General features: G+C 63.6%; 22 protein-coding genes. 16 read left to right on the top strand and 6 right to left on the bottom strand.

Going from position 1 to position 26,870, the window contains the following annotated elements; genetic code table 11:
* The 3 genes from rsmA to metG are packed head-to-tail and all read right to left on the bottom strand — an operon-like array spanning position 1 to position 3,388.
* Positions 1-831: a 16S rRNA (adenine(1518)-N(6)/adenine(1519)-N(6))-dimethyltransferase RsmA gene (gene rsmA, locus ACWFSR_RS03225; RefSeq protein ID WP_197107549.1), complete on the bottom strand. Its 831-nt coding sequence runs from the start codon at positions 829-831 to the stop codon at positions 1-3.
* Positions 828-1,811, bottom strand: a complete 984-nt coding sequence (locus ACWFSR_RS03220) for a TatD family hydrolase (RefSeq protein ID WP_447523060.1) — start codon at positions 1,809-1,811, stop codon at positions 828-830. Before ACWFSR_RS03220 ends, rsmA begins: the two co-directional genes overlap by 4 nt.
* Entirely contained in the window at positions 1,808-3,388 is a 1,581-nt protein-coding gene (gene metG / locus ACWFSR_RS03215; RefSeq protein WP_197110328.1) for a methionine--tRNA ligase, read from the bottom strand. The genes ACWFSR_RS03220 and metG overlap by 4 nt, the downstream gene beginning before the upstream one ends.
* A gap of 210 nt (positions 3,389-3,598) precedes the next feature.
* Between metG and ACWFSR_RS03210 the strand changes: the two genes are divergently transcribed.
* From ACWFSR_RS03210 to ACWFSR_RS03195, 4 genes are all read left to right on the top strand, one after another.
* On the top strand, positions 3,599-4,387 hold the full coding sequence (locus tag ACWFSR_RS03210; RefSeq protein ID WP_197107554.1) for a DeoR/GlpR family DNA-binding transcription regulator: 789 nt from the start codon (positions 3,599-3,601) through the stop codon (positions 4,385-4,387).
* Positions 4,384-5,361, top strand: coding sequence for a 1-phosphofructokinase family hexose kinase (locus ACWFSR_RS03205; protein WP_447523059.1), 978 nt, complete (start codon positions 4,384-4,386; stop codon positions 5,359-5,361). Before ACWFSR_RS03210 ends, ACWFSR_RS03205 begins: the two co-directional genes overlap by 4 nt.
* Positions 5,362-5,399: 38 nt before the next feature.
* Positions 5,400-7,472 (top strand): PTS fructose transporter subunit IIABC, encoded by a 2,073-nt coding sequence (locus ACWFSR_RS03200; RefSeq protein WP_447523058.1) that lies wholly within the window; start codon positions 5,400-5,402, stop codon positions 7,470-7,472.
* A gap of 78 nt (positions 7,473-7,550) precedes the next feature.
* A complete protein-coding gene (locus tag ACWFSR_RS03195) occupies positions 7,551-8,000 on the top strand; it encodes an SRPBCC family protein (protein ID WP_197110332.1) in 450 nt (149 codons plus the stop codon).
* A 65-nt stretch (positions 8,001-8,065) separates the two neighbouring features.
* Here the strand turns inward: ACWFSR_RS03195 and rsmI are convergent, their stop codons facing one another.
* A complete protein-coding gene (rsmI, locus tag ACWFSR_RS03190) occupies positions 8,066-8,878 on the bottom strand; it encodes a 16S rRNA (cytidine(1402)-2'-O)-methyltransferase (protein ID WP_197107561.1) in 813 nt (270 codons plus the stop codon).
* Between the two features lie 133 nt (positions 8,879-9,011).
* On the opposite strand from rsmI, the gene ACWFSR_RS03185 reads away from it, so the two are divergent.
* Positions 9,012-9,881, top strand: a complete 870-nt coding sequence (locus ACWFSR_RS03185; protein WP_197108557.1) for an EamA family transporter — start codon at positions 9,012-9,014, stop codon at positions 9,879-9,881.
* 38 nt (positions 9,882-9,919) lie between these two features.
* Here the strand turns inward: ACWFSR_RS03185 and ACWFSR_RS03180 are convergent, their stop codons facing one another.
* Positions 9,920-12,463 carry an MMPL family transporter gene (locus ACWFSR_RS03180; RefSeq protein ID WP_197107563.1) on the bottom strand — a complete coding sequence of 848 codons (2,544 nt, stop codon included), beginning with the start codon at positions 12,461-12,463 and terminating at the stop codon, positions 9,920-9,922.
* 136 nt (positions 12,464-12,599) lie between these two features.
* Between ACWFSR_RS03180 and ACWFSR_RS03175 the strand changes: the two genes are divergently transcribed.
* The 4 genes from ACWFSR_RS03175 to ACWFSR_RS03160 all read left to right on the top strand — a co-directional run bounded on the left by ACWFSR_RS03175 (position 12,600) and on the right by ACWFSR_RS03160 (position 16,894).
* Complete coding sequence (locus ACWFSR_RS03175) at positions 12,600-13,175, top strand: TetR/AcrR family transcriptional regulator (RefSeq protein WP_231600030.1); 576 nt, start codon at positions 12,600-12,602, stop codon at positions 13,173-13,175.
* Between the two features lie 66 nt (positions 13,176-13,241).
* Positions 13,242-14,927: a dolichyl-phosphate-mannose--protein mannosyltransferase gene (locus ACWFSR_RS03170; RefSeq protein WP_447523057.1), complete on the top strand. Its 1,686-nt coding sequence runs from the start codon at positions 13,242-13,244 to the stop codon at positions 14,925-14,927.
* 72 nt (positions 14,928-14,999) lie between these two features.
* On the top strand, positions 15,000-16,304 hold the full coding sequence (locus ACWFSR_RS03165; RefSeq protein ID WP_197110335.1) for an O-acetylhomoserine aminocarboxypropyltransferase/cysteine synthase family protein: 1,305 nt from the start codon (positions 15,000-15,002) through the stop codon (positions 16,302-16,304).
* Positions 16,305-16,306: 2 nt separating this feature from the next.
* Positions 16,307-16,894: a CoA-binding protein gene (locus tag ACWFSR_RS03160; RefSeq protein ID WP_447523056.1), complete on the top strand. Its 588-nt coding sequence runs from the start codon at positions 16,307-16,309 to the stop codon at positions 16,892-16,894.
* Between the two features lie 12 nt (positions 16,895-16,906).
* Here the strand turns inward: ACWFSR_RS03160 and ACWFSR_RS03155 are convergent, their stop codons facing one another.
* Entirely contained in the window at positions 16,907-17,671 is a 765-nt protein-coding gene (locus ACWFSR_RS03155; RefSeq protein WP_197107587.1) for a FadR/GntR family transcriptional regulator, read from the bottom strand.
* Between the two features lie 213 nt (positions 17,672-17,884).
* Between ACWFSR_RS03155 and ACWFSR_RS03150 the strand changes: the two genes are divergently transcribed.
* From ACWFSR_RS03150 to ACWFSR_RS03120, 7 genes are all read left to right on the top strand, one after another.
* Entirely contained in the window at positions 17,885-19,396 is a 1,512-nt protein-coding gene (locus ACWFSR_RS03150; RefSeq protein ID WP_197107589.1) for an ABC transporter substrate-binding protein, read from the top strand.
* Between the two features lie 113 nt (positions 19,397-19,509).
* Positions 19,510-20,457: an ABC transporter permease gene (locus tag ACWFSR_RS03145; protein WP_197107591.1), complete on the top strand. Its 948-nt coding sequence runs from the start codon at positions 19,510-19,512 to the stop codon at positions 20,455-20,457.
* Positions 20,454-21,332, top strand: a complete 879-nt coding sequence (locus ACWFSR_RS03140; protein WP_197107593.1) for an ABC transporter permease — start codon at positions 20,454-20,456, stop codon at positions 21,330-21,332. The genes ACWFSR_RS03145 and ACWFSR_RS03140 overlap by 4 nt, the downstream gene beginning before the upstream one ends.
* Positions 21,329-23,152 carry a dipeptide ABC transporter ATP-binding protein gene (locus ACWFSR_RS03135; RefSeq protein WP_447523055.1) on the top strand — a complete coding sequence of 608 codons (1,824 nt, stop codon included), beginning with the start codon at positions 21,329-21,331 and terminating at the stop codon, positions 23,150-23,152. The genes ACWFSR_RS03140 and ACWFSR_RS03135 overlap by 4 nt, the downstream gene beginning before the upstream one ends.
* Positions 23,149-24,210: a P1 family peptidase gene (locus ACWFSR_RS03130; protein WP_447523054.1), complete on the top strand. Its 1,062-nt coding sequence runs from the start codon at positions 23,149-23,151 to the stop codon at positions 24,208-24,210. The genes ACWFSR_RS03135 and ACWFSR_RS03130 overlap by 4 nt, the downstream gene beginning before the upstream one ends.
* A complete protein-coding gene (locus ACWFSR_RS03125) occupies positions 24,207-25,637 on the top strand; it encodes an amidase (protein ID WP_447523053.1) in 1,431 nt (476 codons plus the stop codon). The genes ACWFSR_RS03130 and ACWFSR_RS03125 overlap by 4 nt, the downstream gene beginning before the upstream one ends.
* Positions 25,634-26,863: an MFS transporter gene (locus tag ACWFSR_RS03120; RefSeq protein ID WP_197107600.1), complete on the top strand. Its 1,230-nt coding sequence runs from the start codon at positions 25,634-25,636 to the stop codon at positions 26,861-26,863. Before ACWFSR_RS03125 ends, ACWFSR_RS03120 begins: the two co-directional genes overlap by 4 nt.
* Positions 26,864-26,870: the final 7 nt, after the last annotated feature.

Genomic DNA, 26,870 nt, shown 5'->3' with positions numbered 1-26,870 from the left:
CTACGCCGCGCGGGCAATAGCAAGGAAATCGTGCACCGTGAGCTCCTCGCCCCGAGCCGTCGGAGCGACACCCGCCGCAATGAGACGATCGGAGGCGGCGGTTGAGCTGCCCAACAGACTCGAGAGCGACTGACGCAACATTTTGCGACGCTGCTGGAAGGCGGCATCCACGAGCGCGAAGGTAGCTTTGCGTTCGTCGATCGTGCCGGGCTGTTCGCGGCGTTCGAAGCGCACGAGCACCGAGTCGACGTTGGGCACGGGCCAGAACACTTGACGGCTGACGAGACCCGCGGTGGAGAACTCGCCGTACCAGGCAGCCTTGATGCTCGGCGAACCGTAGACCTTGCTGCCGGGGCCCGCCGCGACGCGGTTGCCGACTTCGGCCTGCACCATCACGAGGCCGCGATCGAGCGAATCGAAGTGCTCCAAGAAGTGCAGCAACACCGGCACCGACACGTTGTAGGGCAGGTTCGCGACGAAAACACGGGGGTCGTTGGGTAGCTCAGTGACGCGCAACGCGTCGTCGGTGATGACGGTGAGTTGAGCATCCGGCTGCATCTGGCTGACGGTGATTGGCAACTGGGCAGCGAGGCGCTTATCGATTTCGACAGCGACGACGGATGCCCCGGTCTCGAGCAACCCGAGGGTCAACGATCCCAGCCCTGGTCCGACCTCGACCACGGTCTCACCCGAGACGACGTGCGCGGCCTTCACAATGCGGCGCACCGTGTTGGGATCAATGACAAAGTTTTGGCCCAACTTCTTGGTGGGCTGGATGCCGAGCAGATCAGCGAGATCGCGGATTTCGGCGGGACCGAGCAAAGTATTCATCGCGTGCCTACATTCTGTGCGCTCGAGACGGATGCAGCGGTCGCGTCGCCGCGCGCGGGTGCGGCCTCGATGCCGGCGGGAAGTTCGGTATCCCACGAACCATAGACGGCCTCGGTAGTGGCGGAGAGCTGAGCCGAAAGCTCGAGCTCGGTGATCTCGAGGTGGGCTGCCATCGCGCGCACTGTGTGCGGCATCAGGTACGGCGCATTGGGCCGTCCCCGCAGCGGATGCGGCGTGAGGTAGGGAGCGTCGGTTTCGACCATAATGCGGTCGAGATCGATCACCGAAAGAGCTTCACGCAGGTTCGCCGCGTTCTTGAACGTGACCGTGCCGGCGAACGACAAGAACCAGCCGTTATCGGCCGCGATGCGCGCCATTGCCGCATCGCCCGAGAAGCAGTGGAAGACCGTGCGCTCGGGAGCGCCGACGCGCAGCAGCGTCTCGATGACGTCGTCGTGGGCGTCGCGATCGTGAATCTGCAGCGCAAGGCCGTGCCGCTTGGCAATCGCAATGTGTTCTTCAAAGGAACGGAACTGCGCGGGGCGACCCGCGTCATCCGTGCGGAAGAAGTCGAGACCCGTTTCGCCGATGGCGCGCACTCGTGGAAGCGCGGCGAGTTCGTCGATGGCCGCGAGCGCGGCATCCAACTCTCCTGCTGCGTCGAGTTCGGGTGCATCGTTCGGGTGAATCGCTACCGCAGCGAGAACGCGCGGGTTGGTCGCGGCAAGTTCAGCCGACCAGCGACTCGTCGCGACATCGGTGCCAACCTGCACGACGCCACGCACACCGACCGAGGCTGCGCGCGCGAGGTGTTCGGTGAAGTCGAGCGCGCCGTCTGGCCCGCCGTCAGCGATCTCGAGGTGCGTGTGATTGTCGTAGACAACGCCCTCGAGCGGCTCGGGCAGCGGCGGATACTGCATCTTCTCAGAGGCTTTATCGTCGGCGCTGCGGTGACGCTGCCTAATAAACGGTTCGGTCACGCCGTGCCGCTCTCGGCATCCACTTCGATGCGCGGGAACAGTGACGATTCGAGCGCGGTCACGCGACCGGTGTTCGACCAGTTCGTGGCATCGTCGATGCGCTGCTCACGCAGTTCACCCACACCACCGATGGCTTGCCAGAGCTTTTCGGTTGCCTTCGGCAGCACGGGCGACAGCAAAATCGCGAGGGTGCCCAGACCGTTGACGGTCGTGGCCAACACGGTGCCAAGGCGTTCGCGGTTGGCGGGGTCTTTCGACAGCGCCCACGGCTCTTGTTCGGTGATGTACCCGTTGAGTTCATCCACGAGTTGCCATACCGAGGCCAGCGCTTCGTTGATCGCGAACGTGTCAATTAACGCGTTCGACTGCTCGGTCGCACGCTTCTGGGTGGCAATAATCGCTTCGTCGGATGCCGTCAGCTCACCGAGCGCCGGAATCTCACCATCGAAGTACTTATTCACCATCGCAATAACGCGCGAGGCAAGGTTGCCGAAGCCGTTGGCCAGCTCTGACTGGTAGCGCGCGCTCAGGTCTTCCCAGCTGAAGGAGCCGTCTTGACCGAACGTGATGGCGCTCATGAAGTAGTAGCGGAACGCATCCGAACCGAACGTGTCGGTGATTTGGCTCGGGGCGATACCGGTGAGCTTCGACTTGGACATCTTTTCGCCACCGACGAGCAACCAGCCGTGTCCGAAGACGGCGCGCGGCACGGGTAGCCCAGCGGCCATGAGCATGGCGGGCCAGATGACCGCGTGGAAGCGGGCAATGTCTTTACCGACGAGTTGTACGGCAGGCCAGCGCTTAGCGAACTGTTCGTCGTCGACGCCGTAACCGATGGCACTGACGTAGTTGAGCAGGGCGTCGAACCAGACGTACACGACGTGGGTTTCATCCCACGGAACCTTGACACCCCAGTCGAAGCTGGAGCGTGAAATGGAGAGGTCGTCGAGCCCCTGCTTGACGAACTGCACGATTTCGTTGCGCACGCTCGCGGGCTGCACGAAGTCGGGCTGGCTTTCGTAGAGGTCGAGCAGCTTCTGACCGAAGTCGCTCATGCGGAAGAAGTAGTTCTTCTCTTTGAGAATTTCGACGGGGCGCGAGTGAATCGCACACACGAGCTGCCCCTTGTATTCGCCGTCGGCGGCTGTGACGAGGTCATCAAGCTGCTTGTACTCTTCGCAACCGACGCAGTAGTAACCCTCGTATTCGCCGGCATAAATGTGGCCGTCGTCATAGAGGCGCTGCAGGAAGGTCGACACTGCCTTCTCGTGACGCTCGTCAGTCGTGCGGATGAAGTCGTCGTTGGCAATGTCGATCGTCTCGAGCAGCGGCTGCCAGGAGTCGGCAACGAGGCGGTCGGCCCACTCTTGCGGAGTCGTGTTGTTGGCCACGGCGGTGCGCAGAATCTTTTGGCCGTGCTCGTCGGTGCCTGTGAGCAACCAGGCGTCTTCACCCCGCTGACGGTGCCAGCGCGCAAGAACGTCGGCGGCCACCTCCGTATACGCGTGCCCGATGTGGGGAACGTCGTTTACATAGAAAATGGGCGTCGCAATGTAGAAGGAGTCGCCGGCAGACATGCCCCCATTCTATTCGCCTGTGTCGATTGATTACGCCGGGGGTGTTCAGAGCGCAGCAGTGACAGTCCACGACCGAGTCGGGAGTCGGATGCACGCCTCTCCAATGTGGGAGTGTGTGGTTTTTTCTGTATTTGTGTTGCATTGCCGTGGCAACAGGCGTACTCTCGCAGAAACGCAGTCGGGTGCGTTGGCAATCACTGGAGATTACGGATGTACGCAGAAGAGCGGCAACAGCACATAGAGGGCACGCTTGCTGACGTTGGTCGCGTCGCCGTAATCGACCTCGCCCGCACGTTCGACGTGTCAAGCGAAACGGTCCGTCGAGACCTCGATCAGCTCGAAGCACGAGGCGTATTGCGTCGCGTGCACGGGGGCGCGGTCTCGGCGGCTCGGATTAGTCGCGTCGAGGAAAGTGTCGCTGCCCGCACTGACCGCAACTCGGATGCCAAAGAGCGCATTGCGGTGGCCGCGATGGCCCTTATTCCGTCCACCTTCACCGGCGCGATCAGCATCGACTCGGGCACCACCACGAGTCGCTTGGCGCAGCACTTGCGTGACTGGCAGCCCGCGGCATCCACTGGTTCGCTGACCGTCATCACTCACTCGATTTCCATTGCGGCCATCGTGAGCGAGAGCCCGCACATTGAGGTTCAGCTCATCGGCGGTCGCTTGCGCGGCATCACGGGGGCTGCGGTCGGTTCCGCCACGCTCACCCAGCTGGCGGGCATCCGCCCCGATATCGCATTCTTGGGAGCCAACGGTGTTCACGCCGACTTTGGTTTCAGCACGCCAGACCCCGACGAAGCAGCAGTCAAGAGCGCGCTCACTCGCGGTTCGCGTCGCGCGATCGCCCTCGTCGACGCTTCTAAGCTCGGCATCGAAACCCTCATCAGTTTCGCGTCGCTCTCGGAGGTCGACACGATCATCACCGATCACTCCCCCGACGACGATCTCACTCGAGCGCTCGAGCGTGCGGATGTCGAAACGGTGATCGCATGATCGTCACCGTCACCGCCAACCCGAGCCTCGATCGCACGATCGAGCTCGACTCTGCTCTCGACCGCGGCGAAGTTCAGCGCTCAGCAGCTAGCAGTGAGCAGCCAGGCGGCAAGGGTGTCAACGTGTCGCGAGCGCTCATTGCGTCGGGCCTCGACACGATTGCTGTGCTGCCCGGCGATGCTTCTGACCCGATGCTGGTCGCCCTGCGCGCCGAGCACACTCCGACCGCTGGGCTGCCGATCGCGGGTCGCGTGCGCTCCAACGTGACGATCACCGAGCCCGATGGCACGACCACCAAGATCAACGAACCCGGCCCGCAGCTCACCGCTGATGACGATGCCGCCCTCATCGACCTTGTCGTCTCGCACGCTCGCCGTGCTGAATGGGTTGTTCTTGCCGGCTCGCTTCCTCCCGGCCTGAGCGACGACTTTTATGTGCGCGTCATTGAAGCCATTCGCGCTGCCGCTGCTGACGATACGGCTGCTGGCGCGTGCCCGCGCATCGCCGTGGACTCCTCCGGTGCCCCCATGCTCGCGCTCATTGAGTCGGGTGTTGGCGTTGACCTCATTAAGCCCAACGCCGAAGAGCTCGCCGAAATGACCGGCCTTCCCGACACCTTTGAGGACGACCCGGATGCCGCGGCCGCCGCCGCGCTCACGCTCGTGCACCGTGGCTGCCGTGCCGTTCTCGCGACCCTCGGATCGCGCGGAGCACTTCTCGTGACCGCCGACGAGACGTGGCGCGCGACCATGCCTCCCGTGGCGGCCAAGAGCACCGTCGGCGCCGGAGATGCCTCCTTAGCCGGTTACCTTCTCGCCGACCAGCGCGGTGCTGCCCCCGAACGACGCCTCGCGCAGGCCGTCGCTCACGGAGCAGCCGCCGCCTCCCTGCCCGGCAGCACCATGCCGAGCCCCGAAGACACCACCCCCACCGCCGCTGACGTGCGCTTACTCAGCCGCCCCACCGCACCATAAATCTCAGCATCACCACTGCTGCCTACAAGGAGAAAGCAATGTCGCACCTCATCACTACCGACCTCGTGTTGTTGGATGCCGATCTCGGCACCGACCGCGAAAGTGTCATTCGCGCGCTGACGAATCTCGTCGCCGAACAGGGCCGTGCCACGAACGCGGAGTCGCTCTTCGACGACGCCTGGGCTCGCGAACAGCTCACCGACACGGGAGTTCCCGGCGGAATCGCCATCCCCCACTGCCGTTCAGAAGCCGTCACCGAACCCACCCTCGTGATGGCACGCCTGAAGCCCGCCGTTGATTTCGGGGCGACGGATGCTGCAGCCGACCTCATCTTCTTGATCGCGGCCCCGGCCGGCGCCGACCAAGAACACCTCACGGTTCTCTCCGCTCTTGCCCGGTCGCTCGTGAACCCCGAGTTCGTTGACAGCCTGCGTGCCGCGGAAACCCGCGAAGACATCGTTGCTCTCGTCGAGCAGGCCACCGCGCCCGAAGAGAAGGCTGCTCCCGCCGCTGGGGCTGGATCTGCTGCTGGTGCTGGTGCCGCCGGGGCAGCGAGCACCGCCAAGCACGCTGCTCCCGCCGCGACCGCTGCCTCGGGCTCAGACGGCGCCGCGCGCCCCGTGTTGATTGCCGTCACCGCGTGCCCCACCGGCATCGCCCACACCTACATGGCCGCCGATTCACTCGCCGCCGCCGCAGAACGAGCTGGCGTCGAACTCCACGTCGAGACTCAGGGTTCGTCGGGGGCAACGCCGCTGGATCCTGCGGTTATTGCTGCGGCATCCGCTGTCATCTTTGCTGTGGATGTGGATGTGCGCGACAAGGCTCGTTTCGCCGGCAAGGCTCTTGTGCAGTCGCCTGTGAAGCGCGGCATTGACGCGCCAGACGAGATGATCGCTGAAGCTCTCGCCGCCGCGAGCGACCCCGACGCTGCGCGCGTTGCCGGTGACAGCGCAGCAAGCGAGGCCACCAGCAGCACGAGCGACGAGCACTTCGGCCAGACCGTCAAGCGAGCCCTGCTCACGGGTGTGAGCTACATGATTCCGTTCGTGGCGGGTGGCGGTCTGTTGATCGCTCTCGGCTTCCTGCTTGGTGGCTACCTGATCACCGACACCGCGAGCGACATCATCGCGCAGAACAGCCTCTGGAACTTGCCTGAGGGTGGCCTCGCGGCGTACCTCGGCGCTGCAGCCTTCAAGATCGGTGCTGCCTCGATGGGCTTCCTCGTTCCGGCCCTCGCCGGTTACATCGCCTACGCGATTGCTGACCGCCCCGGCATCGCCCCCGGCTTCACCGCCGGAGCCGTCGCTGGCCTCATGGGCGCTGGCTTCCTCGGCGGAATCGTCGGTGGACTCCTCGCCGGTGTCGCCGCGCACTGGCTTGCTCAGCGCAAGACCGCAGCTTGGTTCCGCGGTCTCATGCCCGTCGTCGTGATCCCGCTGCTGGCGTCGATCTTCGCCTCCGGCCTCATGGTGCTGATCCTTGGCGGACCGATCGCCTCCCTCACCGTTGCTCTCAACAATTTCCTCAACGGCCTGACCGGCGCCTCCGCTGTCGTTCTCGGCCTCATCTTGGGAGCCATGATGGGCTTCGACCTCGGTGGCCCCGTGAACAAGGTGGCGTACGCCTTTGCTGTCGCCGGTCTCGGTGCCGGTGCCATCGACAACCAGGCACCATGGATGATCATGGCCGCCGTCATGGCATCAGGAATGGTTGCGCCTCTCGCGATGGCGCTCGCCTCCACCGTGCTTGCTCGCCGCCTGTTCTCGCCCGTCGAGAAGGAAAACGGCAAGGCAGCCTGGTTGCTCGGCGCTTCGTTCATCTCGGAGGGCGCCATCCCGTTCGCTGCTGCTGACCCGCTGCGCGTGATCCCTGCCAGCGCCATCGGCAGTGCCGTCACGGGTGGAATCATCATGGCTGCGGGCGTTACCTCGCAGGCGCCGCACGGTGGAGTGTTCGTGTTCTTCGCGATCAATCCGTTCCCGATGTTCCTGCTCGCGATTGTTGCCGGAACCATCGTCACCGCCCTCATCGTCGTCGCCCTCAAGCGATTCGTGCGCAGGAGCAGCACCGTCACTGACGCGAACGCGCAGGTGCCCGTCGCGGCATAAGGTCGTAGGCTTCATCTACGCAACGCTGCCGCTCATGCGCCGAGAGCTTCACGTCGTGCGTCGAATTTGGGAGACTCAATGAAGATCACCGAAAGCGTGCACATTGATGCGCCAACGCAACGCGTCTTCGAGATTTTCACTGACCTCGACAGCACACCGTCCCGAGTCAGCGGCATCCTCTCGCTCGAAGTTCTTGAGGGCCCTGCGCAACTCTCTGTCGGCACCAAGTGGCGTGAGACCCGCGTGTTTGCGGGAAAAGAAGCCACCGAAGTGATGTGGGTGACGGCCTACGAGCAGGATGTGTCGTACACCGTGGATGCGCAGTCGCACGGCATGCACTACCAAAGTGTGTACCTGTTCATGCCGAGTCACGGCGGAACTCGGCTGGACTACCGCTTCACGATGACACCGCTCACCTTCGGGGCACGTCTCATGAGCGTGGTCGGATTACTGTTCCTCGGAGCAACAAAGAAGGCGCTCACGAAAGACCACCACGAGTTGAAGGTTGCGTGCGAGTCAGCGGCCTAAACCGCTCACGATGACAACGATCCCTCGCTTCAGCGGCGGGATGACCGTCAGCTGGAGTCGAGAGGTTACGGCTTGGAGCGCAAGGCCGCTTCGTAGAGTTCGCGCTTGCTGAGCCCGGTTTGCTCGGCCACTTCGGTCGCCGCCTCTTTCAGGCGAGCACCATCGGCGACCAGCGCGAGCACGTAAGTGACTGCGGTCGGGAGATCGGATGTCGCGGGCGGCGCACCCTCGACGACGAGACAGATCTCGCCTCGGGCGCCGTCTTTGAACTTGGCGGCAAGTTCAGCGGCGGTGCCGCGGGCAACCTCTTCATACATCTTGGTGAGTTCACGGCAGACGACGGCGCGACGGTCATCGCCCAAGGCGGTGGCGAGGTCGGCGAGCGCCGCGGGCAGACGGTTAGGGCTCTCGAAGAACACCATCGTGCGCTCTTCGCGCGCGAGGGTGCGGAAGTAGGCGACGCGGCCCTTGCGCGGCAAGAAACCTTCGAAGCTGAAGCGGTCAGTCGGCAGGCCGGAGACGGCGAGGGCGGTAAGCACAGCGCTCGGTCCGGGCAGAGCTGTCACGGTTACCCCCGCAGCGGCGGCTGCCGAGACGAGAGGAAATCCGGGGTCGCTGATGGCGGGCATCCCAGCATCGCTGAGCACCAGAACGTCGGCGTCACGGGCCAACTCGACGATCTCGGCGGCTTTCTCTGACTCGTTGTGTTCGTGCAGCGGGATGAGCCGCGGCCGGTTGTCGATGCCGAGAGCGCGCATGAGATGGATGGTCGTGCGGGTGTCTTCGCTCGCGATCACCTCAGCGTTCGTGAGGGCCTCGATGAGGCGCTGAGACGCGTCGCCAAGGTTGCCAATGGGAGTCGCCGCAAGAATGATCACTCGGCCATTCTCCCACCCGCGCACAACGCGCAGAATTCGGCTCCCGTTCGCGCGCAGATCACCCCTTCTGAGGTCGTAGGGTTGCACTATGTCGACTCGTCCGCCCTTGAGGGGAACGCCCCTCGGCGCTGTCATGCTTGTGGTGTTGGGCCTGATCTTTCAGGACGTCGGCGCTTCGGTAGCGGTGCTGCTGTTCCCCGAAGTCGGCCCCGCCGGAATGGTGTCGCTGCGCCTGGTTTTCTCCGCCGCGATTCTGCTGGCGATTGCCCGCCCCAACCTGCGCGCCATCTCGAAGCGCGCGTGGATCATGGCGGTCATTTTTGGTATTTCGCTCGGCGGCATGAACCTGCTGTTCTACGAAGCTCTCTCGCGCGTTGACCTTGGGGCGACCGTCACTATTGAGGTGCTCGGCCCGCTCGTACTCTCCGTTATCGTCGCCCGCCGCGCCAGCGCGTGGCTGTGGGCGGTGCTCGCCTTCGCCGGTGTCGCCCTGCTCAGCCTGGGCAGCGTTGGCGCCCTCGACCCCGTCGGTGTTGCCTTCGCGCTCGCCGCCGCCGTGTCGTGGGCAGGCTACATCTTGGCGTCCCGCAAAACCGGCCAAGTCTTTGCCGGCTTGGATGGCCTCGCTATCGCCATGGCAATCGGCGCGATCATCAGCCTCCCCTTCGGCATCTCGCAGGCCGGAAGCACTCTGCTTGAACCATCGATTCTCGTGCGCGGCCTCGCGGTCGCCATCTGTTCATCAGCGATTCCCTACGCCCTCGAACTCATCGCACTGCGTCGCATCTCCGCCGCCGCGTTCTCGGTGCTCATGGCTCTAGCTCCCGCTATCGCGACCGGCGCTGGCTTCTTCGTGCTCGGGCAAAGCATCACCCTGATTCAGGGAGTCGGAATCGCGCTCGTGATCGCAGCATCAATCGGGGCCGTGCGGGCGGCATCCCGCGTGCCCGGAGAACCCGGGGCGGGGCCGAACGCACTACTGCCCGAAGAGACCCCGCTGTAGCGGAAGCCTCCCCGGGCAGCGGGAGCGAGTGTTAGCGGTTAGCGCTCAGCGGGTGCAGGCTCTGAACTGCTGCTCGCGTCATCCGGAGCAACAACGTGCATGGGGTGACTGCGCTCGAGAGCGGCGCCCTCGACATCCACACTGGGCAGGATGCGGTCGAGCCACTTCGGCAGCCACCACGCGGAGGCCCCAAGCAAGTGCATGAGCGACGGGATGAGCAACATCCGCACGACGAAGGCATCGAACAGCACGCCGACGGCAAGACCGAAGCCGAGCGGGCGCACCATCGCGAGGTGCGAGAAGACGAAGCCTCCGAAGACGGCGATCATGATGATCGCGGCGGCCGTGACAACCGCTCGCCCGCTGCGCAATCCGCTCATGACCGCGGCCCTAGCCGGGACACCGTGAACGTACGCTTCGCGCATGCCCGAAACTAGGAACAACTGGTAGTCCATGGCGAGGCCAAACAGCACGCCCATGATGATGATCGGGGCGAAGTTCAACAGCGGCCCCGGATCGGTGACGCCGAAGACGGCACCCAACCAGCCCCACTGGTACACGGCGACCATCGCGCCGAACGCGGCCAGCAGCGACAACACGTAGCCGAGAGTCGCAATAACCGGCACGAGTAGCGAACGGAAGACCAGAATCAGGATGAGCAGCGAGAGCCCCACGACCACGGCGAGGTAGAGCGGCAGCACTCCCGCGAGCTTCTCGGAGATGTCGATGTTTCCGCTGGCCGAACCCGCAACACCGAGTTCGATTCCACCATCGAGCGGCGAACTGTCGCGCAGGTCGTGCACGAGTTGGCCGGTCGACTCACTCGACGGACCGTCAACAGGGATGACCTGGAACGCGAAGTAATCTGACTCATCCGAGACACCAACGGGGGCAACCGCGACGACGTCATCGAAGGCCAGCAGCATGTCGGCGAGGTCGGCTTGCGTCTCGACAACGGCATCCTCCTCCACACCTTCGGGCAGGGTGGCCGTGACTAAGAGCGCACCGTTCTGACCGGCACCGAATTCTTCAGCGACCGTCGTGTAGGCACGGTACTGGGTCGAATCGGCCGGCTCAGACGAACCATCCGGCAAGCCGAGACGCATCGAGAGCGCGGGGATGGCAACCACGAGCAGTCCAAGAATGGCAACCACGAGGATCGCAATCGCGCGGCTCGTGCGCATCGGTCGCGCGGCAACCTGCTTGTGCACCTCATGCCCGATTTCCTGGCGGGCACGACGCGACAGAACGCGAGTGCCGAGCAACGACAACAGTGCCGGGGTGAGGCTGACCGCAATAAGAACCGAGACGAGCACGCAGACGGCGCCGACCGTTCCCATCACACCGAGGAACGGGATGCCGCTGACATTGAGGGCGAGCAACGCCACCAACACCGTCGACCCGGCGAACAACACCGCATTGCCAGACGTGCCATTGGCGAGACCGATCGACTCGTGGAGCTCCATGCCCGCCGCCAACTGACGACGGTGACGCTGCACGATGAAGAGTGTGTAGTCGATACCGACAGCAAGGCCAAGCATCACACCAAGAATCGGCGTCACCGAGGTCATTTCTACGACGCCCGACAGAGCGAGCGAACCCGCAACACCCACGCCAACACCAATGAGCGATGACACGATCGGCAGCACCGCAGGCAAGAACGAGCGGAACAGCACGAGCAGGACGAGACCTGCAAGCAGCACACCGATCAACTCGCCGATGCCGAGAAGGCCATCGGTCGAGGTCGCAATCGACGACGAATAGTCGACGGTCACTCCATCGATCTGGATGGCATCCAGCTCAGCAGCGATCGCGCTCTTCGTCTCCCCCGAGAGGTCGAGCAGTTCGCTGTCGAACGTGAGGAGGCCGAGCGCCGTAGCGCCATCGTCGGAGACAAAGGTGATTGCGGCGGCGGCATCCATGAGGCGCTCGCCGTAGCCAAGCTGCTGCTCCTGCTCGTCGAGCAGCGTCGCGTTCTCGTCGATCGTGGCCTGCTGGGCGGTGAGCTCGGCTAGTCCGGCATCAATCTGAGCCTGTTGGGCATCGAACTGGGCGACGGATGCCTCGTAGAAGCCTGCCGCTTTGGCCTGCTCGATCGCGGCATCCAGTTGGGTCTGACCAGCCTCAAGTTCTTGAGCGCCTGCATCCAATTGGGCCTGGCCGTCAATGATCTGCTGCTTGCCTGCGTCGATCTGCTCGCGACCGTCGACGATTTGTTGCGCTTGCTCGTCGCGTTGGGCGTCAGTCTCGAAGGGGTCGATGACCGCGCTGACATCGTTCTGTGAGGTGAGCTCGGCGAGAGCATCCGTAATCTCAGACTGCTGCGAAGCAGAGAACGCTTCGCCGTCTTCTGAACCGAACACAACGGTGGCGGAGATGCCGCCAATGTCGCCGAGGCGGTCGGTGAGTTCGGAGGCCACACGCTCTGTTTCGGTGCCGGGAATCGACATCGTCGACGACAGCGTGCCGCCGAAGAGGGCGAAGCCACCAACGGCGAGACCAAGAACAGCGATCCAGCTCACGATAAAGAGCCAAGCGCGGCGGGCCGAGAGTCGGCCAAGGCGATACAGAAGTTCAGCCATGCTGAAGAGGACCTCTCGTAGAAAACAGTACGGGGCACTTCATCGGGCCATGGCCATCGTATTCGTCTTCAACGAGTTTTCCAACAACTGTCGGAAAACTCACATTCGCGGTGAGATTGTCTGCCAGAATCAAAGAATGGATGTGCGCGTAGAACGAACAAGACAGAGCCTGCAACAGGCACTCTTCGCCCTCACCCAAGAACGCGCCTTCGACGAAGTAACCGTCAGCGACATCGCCGAACGCGCCGGCGTCAACCGCAGCAGCTTCTACCAGCACTACGCCGACAAAGAGACCCTGTTGGCCTTCGCCATCGAAGCCGCGGCGGATGAGGCCGGCGTTCAACTGGCCGACCTCGACCCCGAAAGCGCCACAGCCCCGCCCGCGCTCAGCAACTATCTCGGCCACATCGATGCCAACGCGGCGGTCTACTCGAGCGTTTTAGGTCCACGAGGTTCAGCCCTCGTCGCCTCGCGCATGCGCACCCGGCTCAAACAGATCGTGCGCGAAGGAATCATCAACCACGGCAGCGACCAGCTGGAAGGCATCGCCCTCGACATCGAAAGTGCCAGCATCACCGGCGCAACCTTCGGCATCATCGAAGCGTGGCTCGCGATGGAACCGCGCCCATCGGCCGAGACCGCAGTGACCTGGATCTGGCAGTCCTTCGGAACCCCGAGCGGGCGCTGGGACGAAATCTTTCCCGCGAGCTAGCGTCGACTCCCCCAGAACACTGGGCTCCGGTCTGCAGCGCATGGTTTCCCTCAGTACCATTGCGGGGTGAGCCAGACGAACCCGCGCGACTTCGACGACATCCTGTCGAACGAGTTGCCGGCACGTGCGTCTGAGATTTCGGACGGCTCAGAGGCTTCGGATTCTTCAGCACCCCCGGGCCGCCACTATGCCGCCGACGAGGGCTCGGCGCTCGATCACTGGTGGGCGGCGAGAAGTCCGCTGACCCGCCGCTGGCTCGGCTGGGCTGGGCCGGCGATTGTGGTGCTGATTGCAGCATTCACGCGACTGGTTGGCCTCGGGCATCCGTCATCGCTGGTGTTTGACGAGACCTTTTATGTGAAAGATTCGTGGACGCTCGTGAATCTCGGCTACGAGGCACAGTGGCCAGCCGAAGCCGATGCCCTGTTCAACAGCGGCAAGGTCAACATCTTTCTGAATGACCCGTCGTTTGTGGTGCATCCGCCGCTCGGCAAGTGGCTGATCGGGTTGGGCATGCTGCCGGGCGGAGGCGAAGATCCCTTTGGCTGGCGCATCGCGACCGCCATTGTCGGCATTCTCGCGGTCGTGGTGCTCATGCTGATCGCCAAGAAACTGTTTGGCTCCACGCTGTTGGCGACTCTCGCCGGGCTCTTGATGGCGATCGATGGCAACGCGATTGTCATGAGTCGGGTCGCGCTGCTCGACAACTTCGTGATGATCTTCGCCCTGCTCGGGGTCGGTGCGATGCTGCTGGATCGCGAGCATTCGGCCACCCGGCTGGCGCTATGGATCAGTCGCCGTGGGCTCCGCGGCGCGAGCACCGAATGGGGTCCTGCGTTGTGGTGGCGGCCCTGGCTCATTCTCGCCGCCGTCGCCTTCGGGCTTGCTGCCGCCGTCAAATGGAATGGTCTCTATTTTTTGGCCGCCTTCGCCGTCTACAGCCTGGTAGTGGATGCTCTGGCGCGCCGCAGCGCCGGCATCAGCTTCTGGGGCTCCGGCACTCTCTTCAAGCAAGCCCCCGTCAGCTTCCTGCTGACCGTGCCGATTGCGCTGCTCGTGTACCTCAGCACGTGGACCGCCTGGTTCCTCAGCGACAACAGCTACGACCGCAACTGGGCCGAAAACGACGGCAACGCGTGGACAGGTTTCTTCAGCTGGGTGCCGCTCGACCTGCAAAGCCTGTGGCACTTTCAGTCGAGCGTCTACAGCTACCACGTGGGCGAAAGCCGACCACATCCGTATCAAGCAAACCCGCTGACCTGGCTGCTGCTCATCCGCCCCACGAGCATGTTCTACGAAAACTTGTCCCGCGGCGACGACGGCTGTCTCGCGGATGCCTGCGGCGCCTCCATCTCTGGAATCGCCAACCCCATCATCTGGTGGGCTGCGACCGCGGCCATGCTGTATCTCGTGTACCGGCTGGTGCGCTACCGCCAGTGGCAGACCGGCTTCATTCTGATGGGCATCGCCGCCGGCTACCTGCCGTGGTTGCTCTACCTGAACCGCACCGTGTTCCAGTTCTACACAATCGTGTTCGAGCCGTACCTGATCCTGGCGCTCGTGGCCGCACTCGGGGTGATCATCGGCAGATCCGACGACGATCGCTATCGACGCACGAGCGGGCTCGGCGTCGTCGCCGTCTTTGTCGTCGTCGCCATCGCGGTCAGCGTGTTCTTCTGGCCGCTCTGGACCGGCCAAACCATCGACTACGACCTGCTCCGGCTGCGCTGGTGGCTGCCGACGTGGATCTAGACCGACCACTTTCGTGGCGTTCTGTTACGTCGAAAGACCGCTGGCGGCATCCGTTCTCTGTAGCCTGAAGCCATGGCTGATCGCGACTATGGTTTCCGCACGCGTGCAATTCACGCGGGCAACATCCCTGATGCGGCGACGGGCGCTCGCGCTCTGCCGATCTATCAGACCAGCGCCTACGTCTTTGATGACACCGCGGATGCCGCAGCCCGTTTCGCTCTGCAGAAGTACGGCAACATCTATTCCCGGCTGGCCAACCCGACGGTCGCCAGCTTTGAGGAACGCGTCGCTTCGCTTGAAGGCGGCCTCGGCGCTGTGGCCACCGGCAGCGGACTGAGCGCGCAATTCATCACGTTCGCGGCGCTCGCGGGTGCAGGCGATCACATTGTTTCGAGTGCCAACCTCTATGGCGGCTCGATTACGCAGTTGGATGTCACGCTGCGCCGTTTCGGGGTCGAGACCACGTTTGTGCGCTCCTCCGACCCTGCCGACTATGCGGCGGCGATCACCCCGAAGACGAAGCTGATCTTTGCGGAGACCATCGCGAATCCCTCCGGCGAGATCGCGGACATTGAGGGACTCGCTGAGGTCGCGCACGCCCACAACATTCCGCTCGTTATCGACTCGACGGTCGCGACCCCGTATTTGAGCCGCCCGATCGAGTGGGGCGCCGATATCGTCACTCACTCGGCGACCAAGTTTCTCGGCGGTGCCGGCACCACTCTCGGCGGTGTCGTCGTCGAGAGTGGTCGTTTCGATTGGGCCAACGAGCACTTCCCCCTCTTCGATGAGCCTGTTCCCAGCTATGGCGGCCTCAACTGGAGCGGCAACTTTGGCGAATACGCCTTCCTCACTCGATTGCGCGCTGAGCAGTTGCGCGACATCGGGCCCGCCCTTGCGCCGCACTCGGCCTGGTTGCTCGCGACCGGTGTGGAGACTCTGCCTTTCCGGATGCAAGCCCACGTCGACAACGCCCGCATCGTTGCCGAGTGGCTCGAAGCCGACCCGCGCATCGAAACCGTGTACTGGGCAGGCCTGCCGGGGCATCCGCATTTCGAGCGTGCGCAGAAATATCTGCCCCAGGGTGCCGGTTCGGTGTTCTCGTTCGAGGTTCGCGGCACGGGAACGCAGAACAGTCGGGCCGTCGGTCAGAAGTTCATTGAGAGCGTTGAGCTGGCCAGCCACCTTGCCAACATTGGTGATGCGAAGACGCTCGTAATTCATCCCGCGTCGACGACACACGCGCAGCTCACCGAGCAGCAACTCATCGACGGCGGTGTACTGCCGGGCGTTGTGCGCATTAGCGTGGGAATCGAAGATCCAGAAGACATCATCGCCGACCTCGATCAGGCGCTGACCATCGCAGTGAAGGGCTAAGGATGTCGACAGAAGAAGTGCAGACCACCCAGCTCAGCAATGGGCTCACGTGCGATCTGCCCGCCAGTTCCCCGCTCGCCAAACTGCTCAAGTCGCAGCGAACCTGGGTGGGGCCGGATGCCAAAAAGCGTGCCGCGATCCTGCGCGCGGCGAAGTCAATCGCCATTGTCGGGGCCTCCCCGAATCCCTCACGGTCGAGCTATTTCGTGGGCACGTATCTGCTGCAGTCCACCGACTACCGCGTGTACTTCGTGAACCCCAACGCCGACACGATTTTGGGCCACAAGGCCTATCCCGATCTCGCGTCGCTGCCCGAAGTGCCCGACATCGTCGACGTGTTTCGCAAGGCCAGCGACATCCCCGCCGTGGTCGAGGACGTACTCGCCATCGGCGCACTGCATGGCCAGAATCCGGCCGTGTGGGTTCAGCTCGGAATCTGGAATGAAGAGGCCGCCGTTTACGCCGAATCGCAGGGGCTCACCATCGTCATGGACCGTTGCCTTAAGGTCGAGCACGCACGCTTCAACGGTGGCCTCAACCTCATGGGTTTCGACACCGGGGTTATCTCGTCGCGTCGCGCGGGGCGCTAGCCTCACGGGGCGTTACTCGCTCGGCACTCCCAGCAGGGCAAGGCCGTTGCGATCGCCGTGCTCGATCATGTCGCCGTAGTACTCAATAACGAAGGTGCGGGCGAGCTGCCCAGCCCGAGCGCCATCCTGGGCTTCGATGGCGTTGAAGATTTCGTAGTCATGGGCGAGCGACAGCTTCATTTGCGCGCCGGAGTCTGGCGCACTGTTGATGCGGTCGTTCACCAGATCAACGAGCGCGCCGCGGGCGGCATCACCGCAAATCTGCATGAGTTGGTTGTGGCTTGCCTCCCACACCGTGGCGTGGAATTCGACATCTGCTTGGCTAAACGCCGCTGAGCCGCCGGCGATGCTCGACTCCATGGCTTCCACCGCGGTGCGCATTACTTCGAGCTGCTCCGGTGTGCGATGTTCGGCAGCCAGGGTGCAGGATGCCCCTTCGAGCATGACGCGGAATTCAACCAGCTCAGTGAGCTGGATTGTGCCGCTGCGCACCAAGCGGTTCATCGCTTTATGCAGCGTTGCCGGTGATGCTTGGAGGATCTCTGGCCCGCGAGGATCGCCGGGGCGTGAGCGCACCAGCCCACCGCTTTCGAGCACACGAAGGGCTTCGCGCACGGTCGCGCGGCTCACAGCGAAGGTGCCCATCAGGTCTCGTTCGCTCGGCAGACGATCTCCGGGGTTGAGTTGACGCGTGGCGATCGCTTGCTCGATCTGTTCCACGATCGCTTCATACGCGCGCACAGGCTTGACGGCGACGAACTCAGTTTTGTCAGTCATCTACTTTCCTTTTGCACATCATTGTTGCCGATTTTTGATCATTTCGCGCCCCGTGTTGACGACCCTCGTGGAGCGTGCAACACTATCGGACACGTCCCAAGTGTACTGGTCAGACCAGTTGTTTCGGGCCGTTATCCATCACATTTCAACCCCGTTTCGCACCACTCCCTTTCCCGCAATAAATCGGAAACAAACCAAGGAGATTGTCAAGACATGAGGTCCTTTACCCGGCGGAAATCCCTCGCCATCACCGCAACCGCAATGGTTGCTTCCCTCGCACTCGTCGGATGTTCAGCCGCCGACGATTCCAGCGATGCTGCCGCAAGCACCGAGCTTGTTGTCGGCCTGCTTGCTTCCCCGGCAAGCCTCGACTACTCGACCACCGGCGGTGCCGCGATCCCGCAGGCACTGCTTTACAACGTCTACGAAGGCCTCGTCAAAATCGACAACGCCGGCGACATCCAGCCGCTGCTCGCTGAGTCCTACTCGGTCAGCGACGATGGACTCGTCTACACGTTCCTGCTCCACGAAGGCGTGACCTTCTCCAACGGTTCGCCCTTCACCGCCGAGAGCGTCAAGTTCAGCCTCGAACGCGTCGCCGACAACTGGACCGCCAACGGCCCTGGCTACCTCGACCCCATCGCATCCGTCGATGTTGTCTCCGACACCGAGGTCACGATCACGCTCAGCACTCCGAGCAACAGCTGGCTCTTCAACATGGCCGGCCCGGTCGGAACCATGTTCAGCCCGGACGGCATCGATGACCTCGCCACCGACCCGGTCGGCACCGGCCCCTACGACGTGAGCGAATTCACCTCAGGCACCAGCCTCGAGCTGACCGAGCGTGACGACTACTGGGGTGAAGCACCCTTCATGAGCGACGTCACGTTCAACTACTACGCCGACGCCACAGCACAGACCAACGCCCTGCTCGGTGGAGATATCGACCTCATCTCCGCGCTCACCGCGTACCAGCTCATCGGTCAGTTCGAATCGGATGACGACTTTGCCGTCTACGAGGGAACATCAACCGGCGAGACCACGATGACCTTGAACAACCAGAGCGACGCCTTCAGCGACGTTCGCGTTCGTCAAGCCGTCATGTACGCCGTCGACCGCCAGGCCGTGCTCGACACCGTGAACAGCGGCTACGGTTCGATCATCGGCTCGATGGTTCCGCCGACTGACCCCTGGTTCGATGACTCACTCGTTGACCTCTACCCCTACGACCCCGCCAAGGCAGAAGCACTTTTGGCCGAAGCAGGCGTCAGTGACCTCACCGTTTCGATGAAGCTCCCGAACCTGCCCTACGCGGTGGATGCCGGACAGGTCGTCAAGGATCAGCTCGCGCAGGTCGGCATCACCGCCGACGTCACCACACTGGAGTTCCCCGCAGTCTGGCTCGACGAGGTCTTCACCAACCACGATTACGACATCTCGATCATCGCTCACACCGAACCACGCGATGTCAGCGCATTTGCGGCGCCAACCTACTACGCGGGATACGACAACCCCGAAGTAATGGCACTGTTCGCTGAAGCTGACGCGAGCGACGAAGAAACCTTCGTCGAGTTGATGAAGGAAGCCACCGCGACCATGGCCGAAGAAGCCGCGGCCGACTGGCTCTTCCTGAACCCGAACGTGACGGCGGCAGACGCTGACCTCACCGGGGTTCCGCTGAACGCGCCGACGTTGTCATTCGACCTGACAACAATCGCACGCTAGAACTAGCCTCACCAGCACCACTCCCCTGACGGGTGGGGCCAGTACGTCACCATCCCTGACGCTCCGGCTCCGCCCGCCAGGCCCCAGATCCATCACTGCGAAAAGGCCCAATCATGTTGTTGACCATCGCCCGCCGAATCGGCATCTTTGCTGCGACTCTGGTGGCGGCATCCATCATCACCTTCCTGATGCTGTCGATCCTCCCCGGCAACGCGGCGCGCGTCGCCCTCGGCATCGACGCCACCGAAGCTCAAGTCGCCGCCCAAGAGCAACTCATGGGCCTCGACCGCCCCCTCTACGCTCAGTTCTTCGACTGGTTCGGACACCTCCTCATCGGCGACTTCGGCACCTCAACGGTGTCGGGTCAAGAAATTGGGCCCCAGATCGGCGACGCTCTTGCCATCACCGGAGTGCTCGTGATCTCCAGCGTGATCCTCGCGCTGCTCTTCGCCATCCCCATGGGCATCCTCTCGGCCGTTCGCCAGAACAAAGCCGACGGCGTGATCATCTCCGGCATCAGCCAGATCGGAATCTCGATCCCCGGCTTTCTCTTCGGAATCCTTCTTGTGGCGCTCTTCGCCGTCAAGCTCAAATGGCTGCCGGCTGGAGGCTGGGACGACCCGGGAGAAGACTTCATTGGCTTTCTCGAGCACCTCATCCTTCCGGCCATCGCGCTTGGCTCGGTGCAGGGCGCAGTGCTCAGCCGCTACGTTCGCTCATCGGTACTCGAGGTGATGCGCGAGGACTTCCTTCGCACCGCCCGCGCCAAGGGCCTCACCCCCAACCGTGCGCTCATGCGACACGGCCTTCGTAACGCCGCCATTCCTGTGATGACCGTGCTCGGCCTTCAAATTGCATCGCTGCTGATTGGCGCCGTCGTCATCGAACGCGTCTTCGCGATCCCCGGCCTCGGCAGCCTCCTGCTCGACAAGGTGGCCCTGCGCGACCTGCCAAGCATCCAAGGAATTGTGATGGTTCTCGTGGCCCTCGTACTGCTGCTCAACCTTCTCATCGACATCGCCTACACCATCGTTGACCCCCGACTCCGGAGCGCATCATGACGACAACCACTCCCGCTCCCGCAGCCCCGCGCCTGCGCAAAAACGCCATTCCTTCGGGCAAACGCCGCAACGGCAACCTCGTCGTCGGCATCATCCTGATCGGGCTCATCGTCTTCGCCGCCGTGCTCTCCGCGTTCTGGACTCCGTTCGACCCCGAAGGTGTCTTTCCCGGAGAACTTCTGCTTCCACCCGGTGCCGAGCACCTCCTCGGCACCGACAACTTCGGTCGCGACGTACTCAGCTCGATCCTTCGTGGCGCCCAAATTTCACTGATCGTCGGAATCGTCGCCGTCGGCATTGCGGCTGTACTCGGAGTTCCTTTCGGAATCGTCGCTGGCATGAACCCAGGACGACTCGACCAGTTCATGATGCGGGGCAACGACATCCTGCTCGCCTTCCCCGCCCTGCTGCTCGCCATCATCTTCGGTGCCGTCTTCGGAGCAAACACCACCACCGCGATGGTCGCGCTCGGCATCGGTTCAGCGCCATCCTTCGCCTCAATCGCCCGCAGTGGCACTCAACAGGTGATGAGCCGTGAGTATGTGCAGGCGTCCAAAGCCTCCGGAAAAAACGGCTGGTTTGTGGGCGTCAAGCACGTGCTGCCCAACATCTCCGGAATTCTTATCGTGCAAGCATCCGTCTCCTTCGGCATCGCCGTGCTCGCCGAAGCAGCCCTCTCCTACCTCGGCCTCGGCACCACCCCGCCGACACCGTCCTGGGGCCGCATGCTGCAAGACGCCCAGGGCTACCTCTACGTTCAACCGCTCTTGGTCGTCTGGCCCGGAATCGCGATCGCGATTGCGGTGCTCGGCTTCAACCTCCTCGGTGACGGATTACGCGACCGGCTCGACCCCAGAATGCAGGTAAAACGATGACCACGACAGACTCCCCCATCGAACCGACGCTCAGCGTTCGCAACCTCACCGTCAACTCCGCCTTCGCCGAGCTACTGCACGGCATCAGCTTCGACATCGCCCCCGGAGAGCGCGTCGGACTCATCGGAGAATCCGGTTCCGGCAAATCCCTGACCGCAACATCCGTTATGGGATTACTGCCCGAGACACTCGCCGCCAATGGCGAGATTCACCTTGCCGGTGGCCACGGAGATCTCGTGCACGCCTCCGAATCCACGTTGAGCCAGTTGCGCGGCAACACCATGGCCATGGTCTTCCAAGAGCCCATGACCGCGCTGAACCCGCTCATGAAAGCTGGCGCGCAAGTCGCCGAAATCATGACGCAGCACGGCACGGTTCCGGCCGGCCAATCGGCCGCCGCCCGCGCCGTTGAGCTGCTGGCGCAAGTGAAGCTACCGAACCCCGCCGAAGCCGCGCTCGCGTTCCCCCACCAGCTCTCGGGCGGTCAACGCCAGCGCGTCATGCTCGCCATGGCCATGGCCAACGACCCCCAGCTGCTGCTGTGCGACGAACCAACCACCGCTCTGGATGTCACGGTGCAGGCAGAAGTGCTGCGCCTGATCGAGGGGCTCGTCACCGAACGCGGCACCTCGCTCCTCTTCATCACCCACGACATCGGAGTGGTCGCCGAAGTCTGCGAGCGCGTACTCGTCATGTACAAGGGCGACATTGTGGAAGACGGAACGGTCGAGCAGGTCATCACCAACCCGCAGCATCCGTATACGAAAGCACTCATCGCCGCGTCGAACCTTTCTGTCGTGGATGAGCGGGGTCGCCTGCACACGATTGCGACCAGTGCGATCACGCTTCCCACCGCTGCCGAGCTCGCCGCTGCGCTCGAGGAGCCTGCTGCTCCGACCGCCCCGGTGGAGCCGACCATCGCCACTCCGGCGTCGGCAAGCACGCTCGATTTCGTCATTCCTCACCAGCGCCGCACCGACCCGGATGAGCGGATCATCTTCAACGAAATCGAGGGCGAGCCGCTGATTCGGGTGCGCGACCTCACGCGCCAGTACAAGCGCCGCGGTGGTGGCAAGCTCTTCGGCAAGCCGCCCGTCGTGCACGGTCTGCGCGGGCTTGATTTCGATGTGGCCAAGGGCCAGCGCTTCGGCATCGTCGGCGAATCAGGGTCGGGAAAGTCGACGCTGATGCGCTTGATGTGTGCCCTCGATGAGCCCACCGGCGGCAGCATCACGGTCTCCGGGCAAGAGCTTGCGGGCGCGAAGGAGCGCGAGTTGCGCGACTTCCGCAGCCAAGTGCAGATCGTGTTCCAAGACCCCATGGGGTCACTCGATCCGCGCATGAAGGTCGAGCAGATCGTGGCTGAGCCACTGCGCGGGGTCAGCCGCGATGAGTCCCGCGAGCGAGTGATTGCCCAGCTGGAATCTGTTGGCCTTGACGCGGATGTCATGCACCGTCATCCGCACCAGTTCTCCGGTGGTCAGCGCCAGCGCATTTCGATCGCGCGGGCCCTCATCACGCGTCCTCGCGTGTTGGTGGCCGATGAGGCAGTGAGCGCTCTAGATGTTTCGGTACGCGCACAGGTGCTCAACCTGCTCTCAGACCTTGTCGACGAGTACGCGCTCACGCTGTTGTTCGTCTCGCACGACCTCGGGGTTATCCGGCACGCGTGCGACACCGTTGCGGTGCTGTCGGATGGTCGCATCGTCGAATGCGGACCGACAGACGACGTCTACGACAATCCCCTTCACCCGTACACCCAGAAGCTCGTGAGTGCGACACCGTCGATCTCCGAGCTCGCCGGACGGGCCCGCTCGTGAGCGGCGCAGCCGGCGCCGGCCGCCGCGACGTTGGATCCATTACTGATGTCGACGGCATCCGTGTTGGTCAGGTCAACAAGCAGGGCGATGGTTGGCTCAGCGGCGTGACCGTGGTGTTGCCTGACTCCGACACCATCGGCGGCGTTGATGTGCGAGGCGGTGGCCCCGGCACTCACGAGACCGATGCCCTCGACCCACGCACGCTGGTGCCCACGGTCGATGCAGTTGTACTCACGGGCGGGAGTGCTTTTGGGCTCGCTACGGCCCAGGGCGCTCAGCGCTGGTGTGCCGAGGATGAGCGCGGAATCCTCGTCGGAACTCTCCCCCACGAGGTGGTGCCGATTGTTCCCGCTGCCGCAATTTTTGATCTCGGGCGCGGTGGAGAATTTGGCAATCGCCCTACCGAGCAAATGGGCTACGACGCCGCAGCAGCCGCTGCCGCCAGCCCACCCTTCAGCCCCGTTGAGCGCGGCAACGTCGGTGCTGGCACCGGTGGCGCGCTCGGCGGACTCTACAAGGGCGGCGTCGGCACAGCCTCGGTCACTCTCCCCGGAGACAACGGAGACATCGTCGTCGGGGCAATCGTGGTCGTCAATGCGGTCGGGATGCCGTGGCTTCCTCAGACGGCTGCGTCCACTACCGCAGGCGGTAAAGCTGCAGCCGCGGCGGCTGGCCTCGAGCCGGTGCGTTCGGCATCGCCGCCGCAGGGACTCAACACGACCATCGCTGTAGTCGCGACGAATGCGATTCTCGATCCGGCGGAAGCGTCGCGCACGGCGACGACCGCCCACGATGGGTTCGCTCGGGTGTTGAACCCCGTGCACACGCTCACCGATGGCGACACCATTTTTGTGCTCGCTACGTCTAAAAAGGAACTGGCCGGCGATGACCGCAGCGGCCGCGTAGCGTCGCTCTTCGCTCTGCAAACCGCAGCGGCCGAAGCCATGCGTCTCGCGATCCTGGATGCCATTGATTGCGCTCGCACCGTGACGACCCCGGTAGTGACTCTGGAACGTTTCCCTCTCCCCACTGACCTCGACTGGAGCGTCCTCGCATGACCGCCACCCCCACCGGCAGCACCGCATCGCTGGCAACGCTGACCGCTACTGAACTTGTTTCTCTCTTCGCGAGCCGAGCGATCTCCCCCGTCGAGGTCACCCGCGCTGTGCTCGAGCGAGCGGAAGCCAAGCAGGCTGAGCTGAACTGTTTTTATGCCATTGATGCCGCGGGGGCTACCGCTGCGGCTGAGGCGAGCGAGAAGCGCTGGGCTGCTGGCGAACCGCTGGGCGCCATCGACGGCGTTCCGGCCACGATCAAAGAGAACGTAGCGCTGGCCGGCTTCAGCCAGCCCTCGGGCACGGCAGCGAAGTTCGACGCGCCTCCGGCCACCGCCGACGGCCCTCTCGCGGCCCGCCTCAAAGAATCGGGTGGCGTCATTTTCGGCATCACTGTGATGCCTGATTACGGGATGCTCTCCTCGGGTGTCTCGTCGCTGCACGGCATCACCCGCAGCCCCTGGAACCCTGCGTGGACTGTTGGTGGTTCCAGTGGTGGAGCCGGTGCTGCAGCGGCGGCGGGCGTTGGCCCGCTGCATTCCGGTTCTGACATCGGCGGATCACTGCGCCTTCCGGCAACGTGGCTCGGGCTTGTCACGCTCAAGCCCAGCTCGGGACGCGTCGCCGTCGATCCGCCTTACATGGGTCGCGTCGCTGGCCCCCTCACCCGCACGGTCGATGACGCGGCCCTCATGATGAGCGTGATGACGCGACCCGATATTCGTGACTACACGAGCCTCGGCCAGCAAGATCTCGACTGGAGCGACATCCACTATCCCGACCTTGAGGCTGCGATGCGCGGCAAGAAGGTCGCCTTCCACTTGGAGGGTGGCGCTGGCTTGCCGACCGACCCTGAGGTCGCCGCTGCGATTCAGGATGCCGTCAGCCACTTTGCTGCCGCCGGTGCCGAGATCACAGAGATAGCCCCGCCCATGACCGAGGAGTATCTCGATGACCTCGACATGTTCTTGCGGGTGCGTTCGCTCGGAGACTTCGAGGCGCTGAGCCCGGAGCGTCAAGCGATGGTGCTGCCGTTCATCCAAGACTGGGTTCTCGCCGGGCAGGGAGTTACCGGCGTTGAATCGCTGCGTCATTACCAAACGATTCAGTCGATGCGTGACAGCACGGTGCGCTCCACCGCGCCCTACGATCTGGTGCTGTCTGCAGCATCGCCCGTCGCGGCGTTCCCTGCCGAGTGGCCGATGCCCAGCAATGATGCCGCAACCTCGCTGCACCACATTGCCTACACGGCTCCCTACAATTTCTCGGAACAGCCAGCATCGACACTGAACTGTGGTTTCACCGCCGACGGTCGCCCGATCGGACTACAGATCGCCGGGCGCCGCTATGACGACCTCGAAGTCATGCGCGCCAGCCACTGGTACGAGCAGACCCGCCCGTCCGACGCCGCCCCGGCTTGGCCACTGTGAATCGACGCTGGGGCGGCCCCCTCGCCCTGGCCGGCATCCTGCTCGTCGCCCTGAACCTTCGCCCGGCGGTCGCATCGTTGTCGCCGATTATCGTCGCCGTGCAGCGGGACATTTCGCTCGACAGCGTTGCTCTCGGCATCCTCGGTATGCTCGCGCCGGCATGTTTCGCTGTCGCCGGCCTCACGATGCATTTGGTCAGTCGTCGCCTGCACGCGGAGTGGATTCTGCTTGGCGCTCTCGTGGCAATTGTGGGCGGTCAGCTCGTGCGTGCGACGAGCTTCTCCTTCGCGGGCCTCCTCCTGGGTGGCATCTTCGCGTTCCTCGGCATGGGCGTCGCGAACGTTCTTTTGCCTCCGCTGGTCAAGAAGTACTTTCCGCGACGCATCGGGCTCGTCACGTCGCTGTATGTGACGCTTATCTCCGTTGGCGCGCTCGTGCCACCGTTGCTGGCGGTGCCTCTCGCGCAGGCGACAGGGTGGCGTGAGTCGCTCGGCTCCTGGGCACTCATTGGCATGCTGGCGATCATCCCGTGGATCGCACTCGTTGTCGGGCGTCGCAGTCGAGACACCGCCAATGCCGCCTCCACAATCCCGACGCCCCGCATCGGTGGCCTCTGGAAATCACGGATCGCGTGGGGCGTTTCGCTCATCTTCGCCATCTCCAGCTTCAACGGCTACGCGATGTTCGCGTGGCTGCCCCCCATGCTGGTATCGACCGCGGGCGCCACCGAAACCGAAGCCGGGCAACTTCTCTCGCTGTTCGCGACCATCGGCATCCCTGCCGCGATCCTCGTGCCCTTTATTGCGAACCGGATGCGCGAGCCACTGCTCCTCGTCTACCCGGGCGTTGCCGCCTTCGTTGTCGGGTATCTCGGGCTCATCCTGGCACCGTCGGTCATGACCTGGCTGTGGGTTTCCATCCTCGGAATCGGCACGCTGATCTTTCCGCTGAGCCTGCTGCTGGTCAACCTACGCACCCTCACCTATGAAGGCTCAATCGCGCTCAGCGGTTTCGTGCAGGGAGTCGGCTACGTGCTCGGAGCCCTCGGACCGCTGTCGGTCGGTGTCGTTCACGCCATCTCGGGCAACTGGACGGCGCCCCTCATCGTGCTGCTCGTCGCCTCCGCCGTGGTGGGTGGCGTTGCACTGCTACTGATGACTCCGGGAACTCTAGAGAATCCGGGTGGGGGCTCGCGGCGGTCGCATGCCACGGCGACGTCAGCCTAGGCGGTGG

It is taken from the genome of Salinibacterium sp. NYA9b (assembly GCF_976973725.1).
Note: the sequence above shows the minus strand (reverse complement) of the source record. Positions and strands in the feature narration are given on the sequence as shown.

What these genes read in the sequence shown, in the direction of transcription:
- ACWFSR_RS03160 (WP_447523056.1), top strand. Translation starts at nt 16,307, where the DNA reads ATGTCGACAGAAGAAGTGCAGACCACCCAGCTCAGCAATGGGCTCACG.
- ACWFSR_RS03165 (WP_197110335.1), top strand. Translation starts at nt 15,000, where the DNA reads ATGGCTGATCGCGACTATGGTTTCCGCACGCGTGCAATTCACGCGGGC.
- ACWFSR_RS03125 (WP_447523053.1), top strand. Translation starts at nt 24,207, where the DNA reads ATGACCGCCACCCCCACCGGCAGCACCGCATCGCTGGCAACGCTGACC.
- metG (WP_197110328.1), bottom strand. Translation starts at nt 3,388, where the DNA reads ATGTCTGCCGGCGACTCCTTCTACATTGCGACGCCCATTTTCTATGTA.
- ACWFSR_RS03145 (WP_197107591.1), top strand. Translation starts at nt 19,510, where the DNA reads ATGTTGTTGACCATCGCCCGCCGAATCGGCATCTTTGCTGCGACTCTG.
- ACWFSR_RS03135 (WP_447523055.1), top strand. Translation starts at nt 21,329, where the DNA reads ATGACCACGACAGACTCCCCCATCGAACCGACGCTCAGCGTTCGCAAC.
- ACWFSR_RS03155 (WP_197107587.1), bottom strand. Translation starts at nt 17,671, where the DNA reads ATGACTGACAAAACTGAGTTCGTCGCCGTCAAGCCTGTGCGCGCGTAT.
- ACWFSR_RS03195 (WP_197110332.1), top strand. Translation starts at nt 7,551, where the DNA reads ATGAAGATCACCGAAAGCGTGCACATTGATGCGCCAACGCAACGCGTC.
- ACWFSR_RS03150 (WP_197107589.1), top strand. Translation starts at nt 17,885, where the DNA reads ATGAGGTCCTTTACCCGGCGGAAATCCCTCGCCATCACCGCAACCGCA.
- ACWFSR_RS03205 (WP_447523059.1), top strand. Translation starts at nt 4,384, where the DNA reads ATGATCGTCACCGTCACCGCCAACCCGAGCCTCGATCGCACGATCGAG.
- ACWFSR_RS03185 (WP_197108557.1), top strand. Translation starts at nt 9,012, where the DNA reads ATGCTTGTGGTGTTGGGCCTGATCTTTCAGGACGTCGGCGCTTCGGTA.
- ACWFSR_RS03200 (WP_447523058.1), top strand. Translation starts at nt 5,400, where the DNA reads ATGTCGCACCTCATCACTACCGACCTCGTGTTGTTGGATGCCGATCTC.
- ACWFSR_RS03180 (WP_197107563.1), bottom strand. Translation starts at nt 12,463, where the DNA reads ATGGCTGAACTTCTGTATCGCCTTGGCCGACTCTCGGCCCGCCGCGCT.
- ACWFSR_RS03175 (WP_231600030.1), top strand. Translation starts at nt 12,600, where the DNA reads ATGGATGTGCGCGTAGAACGAACAAGACAGAGCCTGCAACAGGCACTC.
- ACWFSR_RS03210 (WP_197107554.1), top strand. Translation starts at nt 3,599, where the DNA reads ATGTACGCAGAAGAGCGGCAACAGCACATAGAGGGCACGCTTGCTGAC.
- rsmA (WP_197107549.1), bottom strand. Translation starts at nt 831, where the DNA reads ATGAATACTTTGCTCGGTCCCGCCGAAATCCGCGATCTCGCTGATCTG.
- ACWFSR_RS03140 (WP_197107593.1), top strand. Translation starts at nt 20,454, where the DNA reads ATGACGACAACCACTCCCGCTCCCGCAGCCCCGCGCCTGCGCAAAAAC.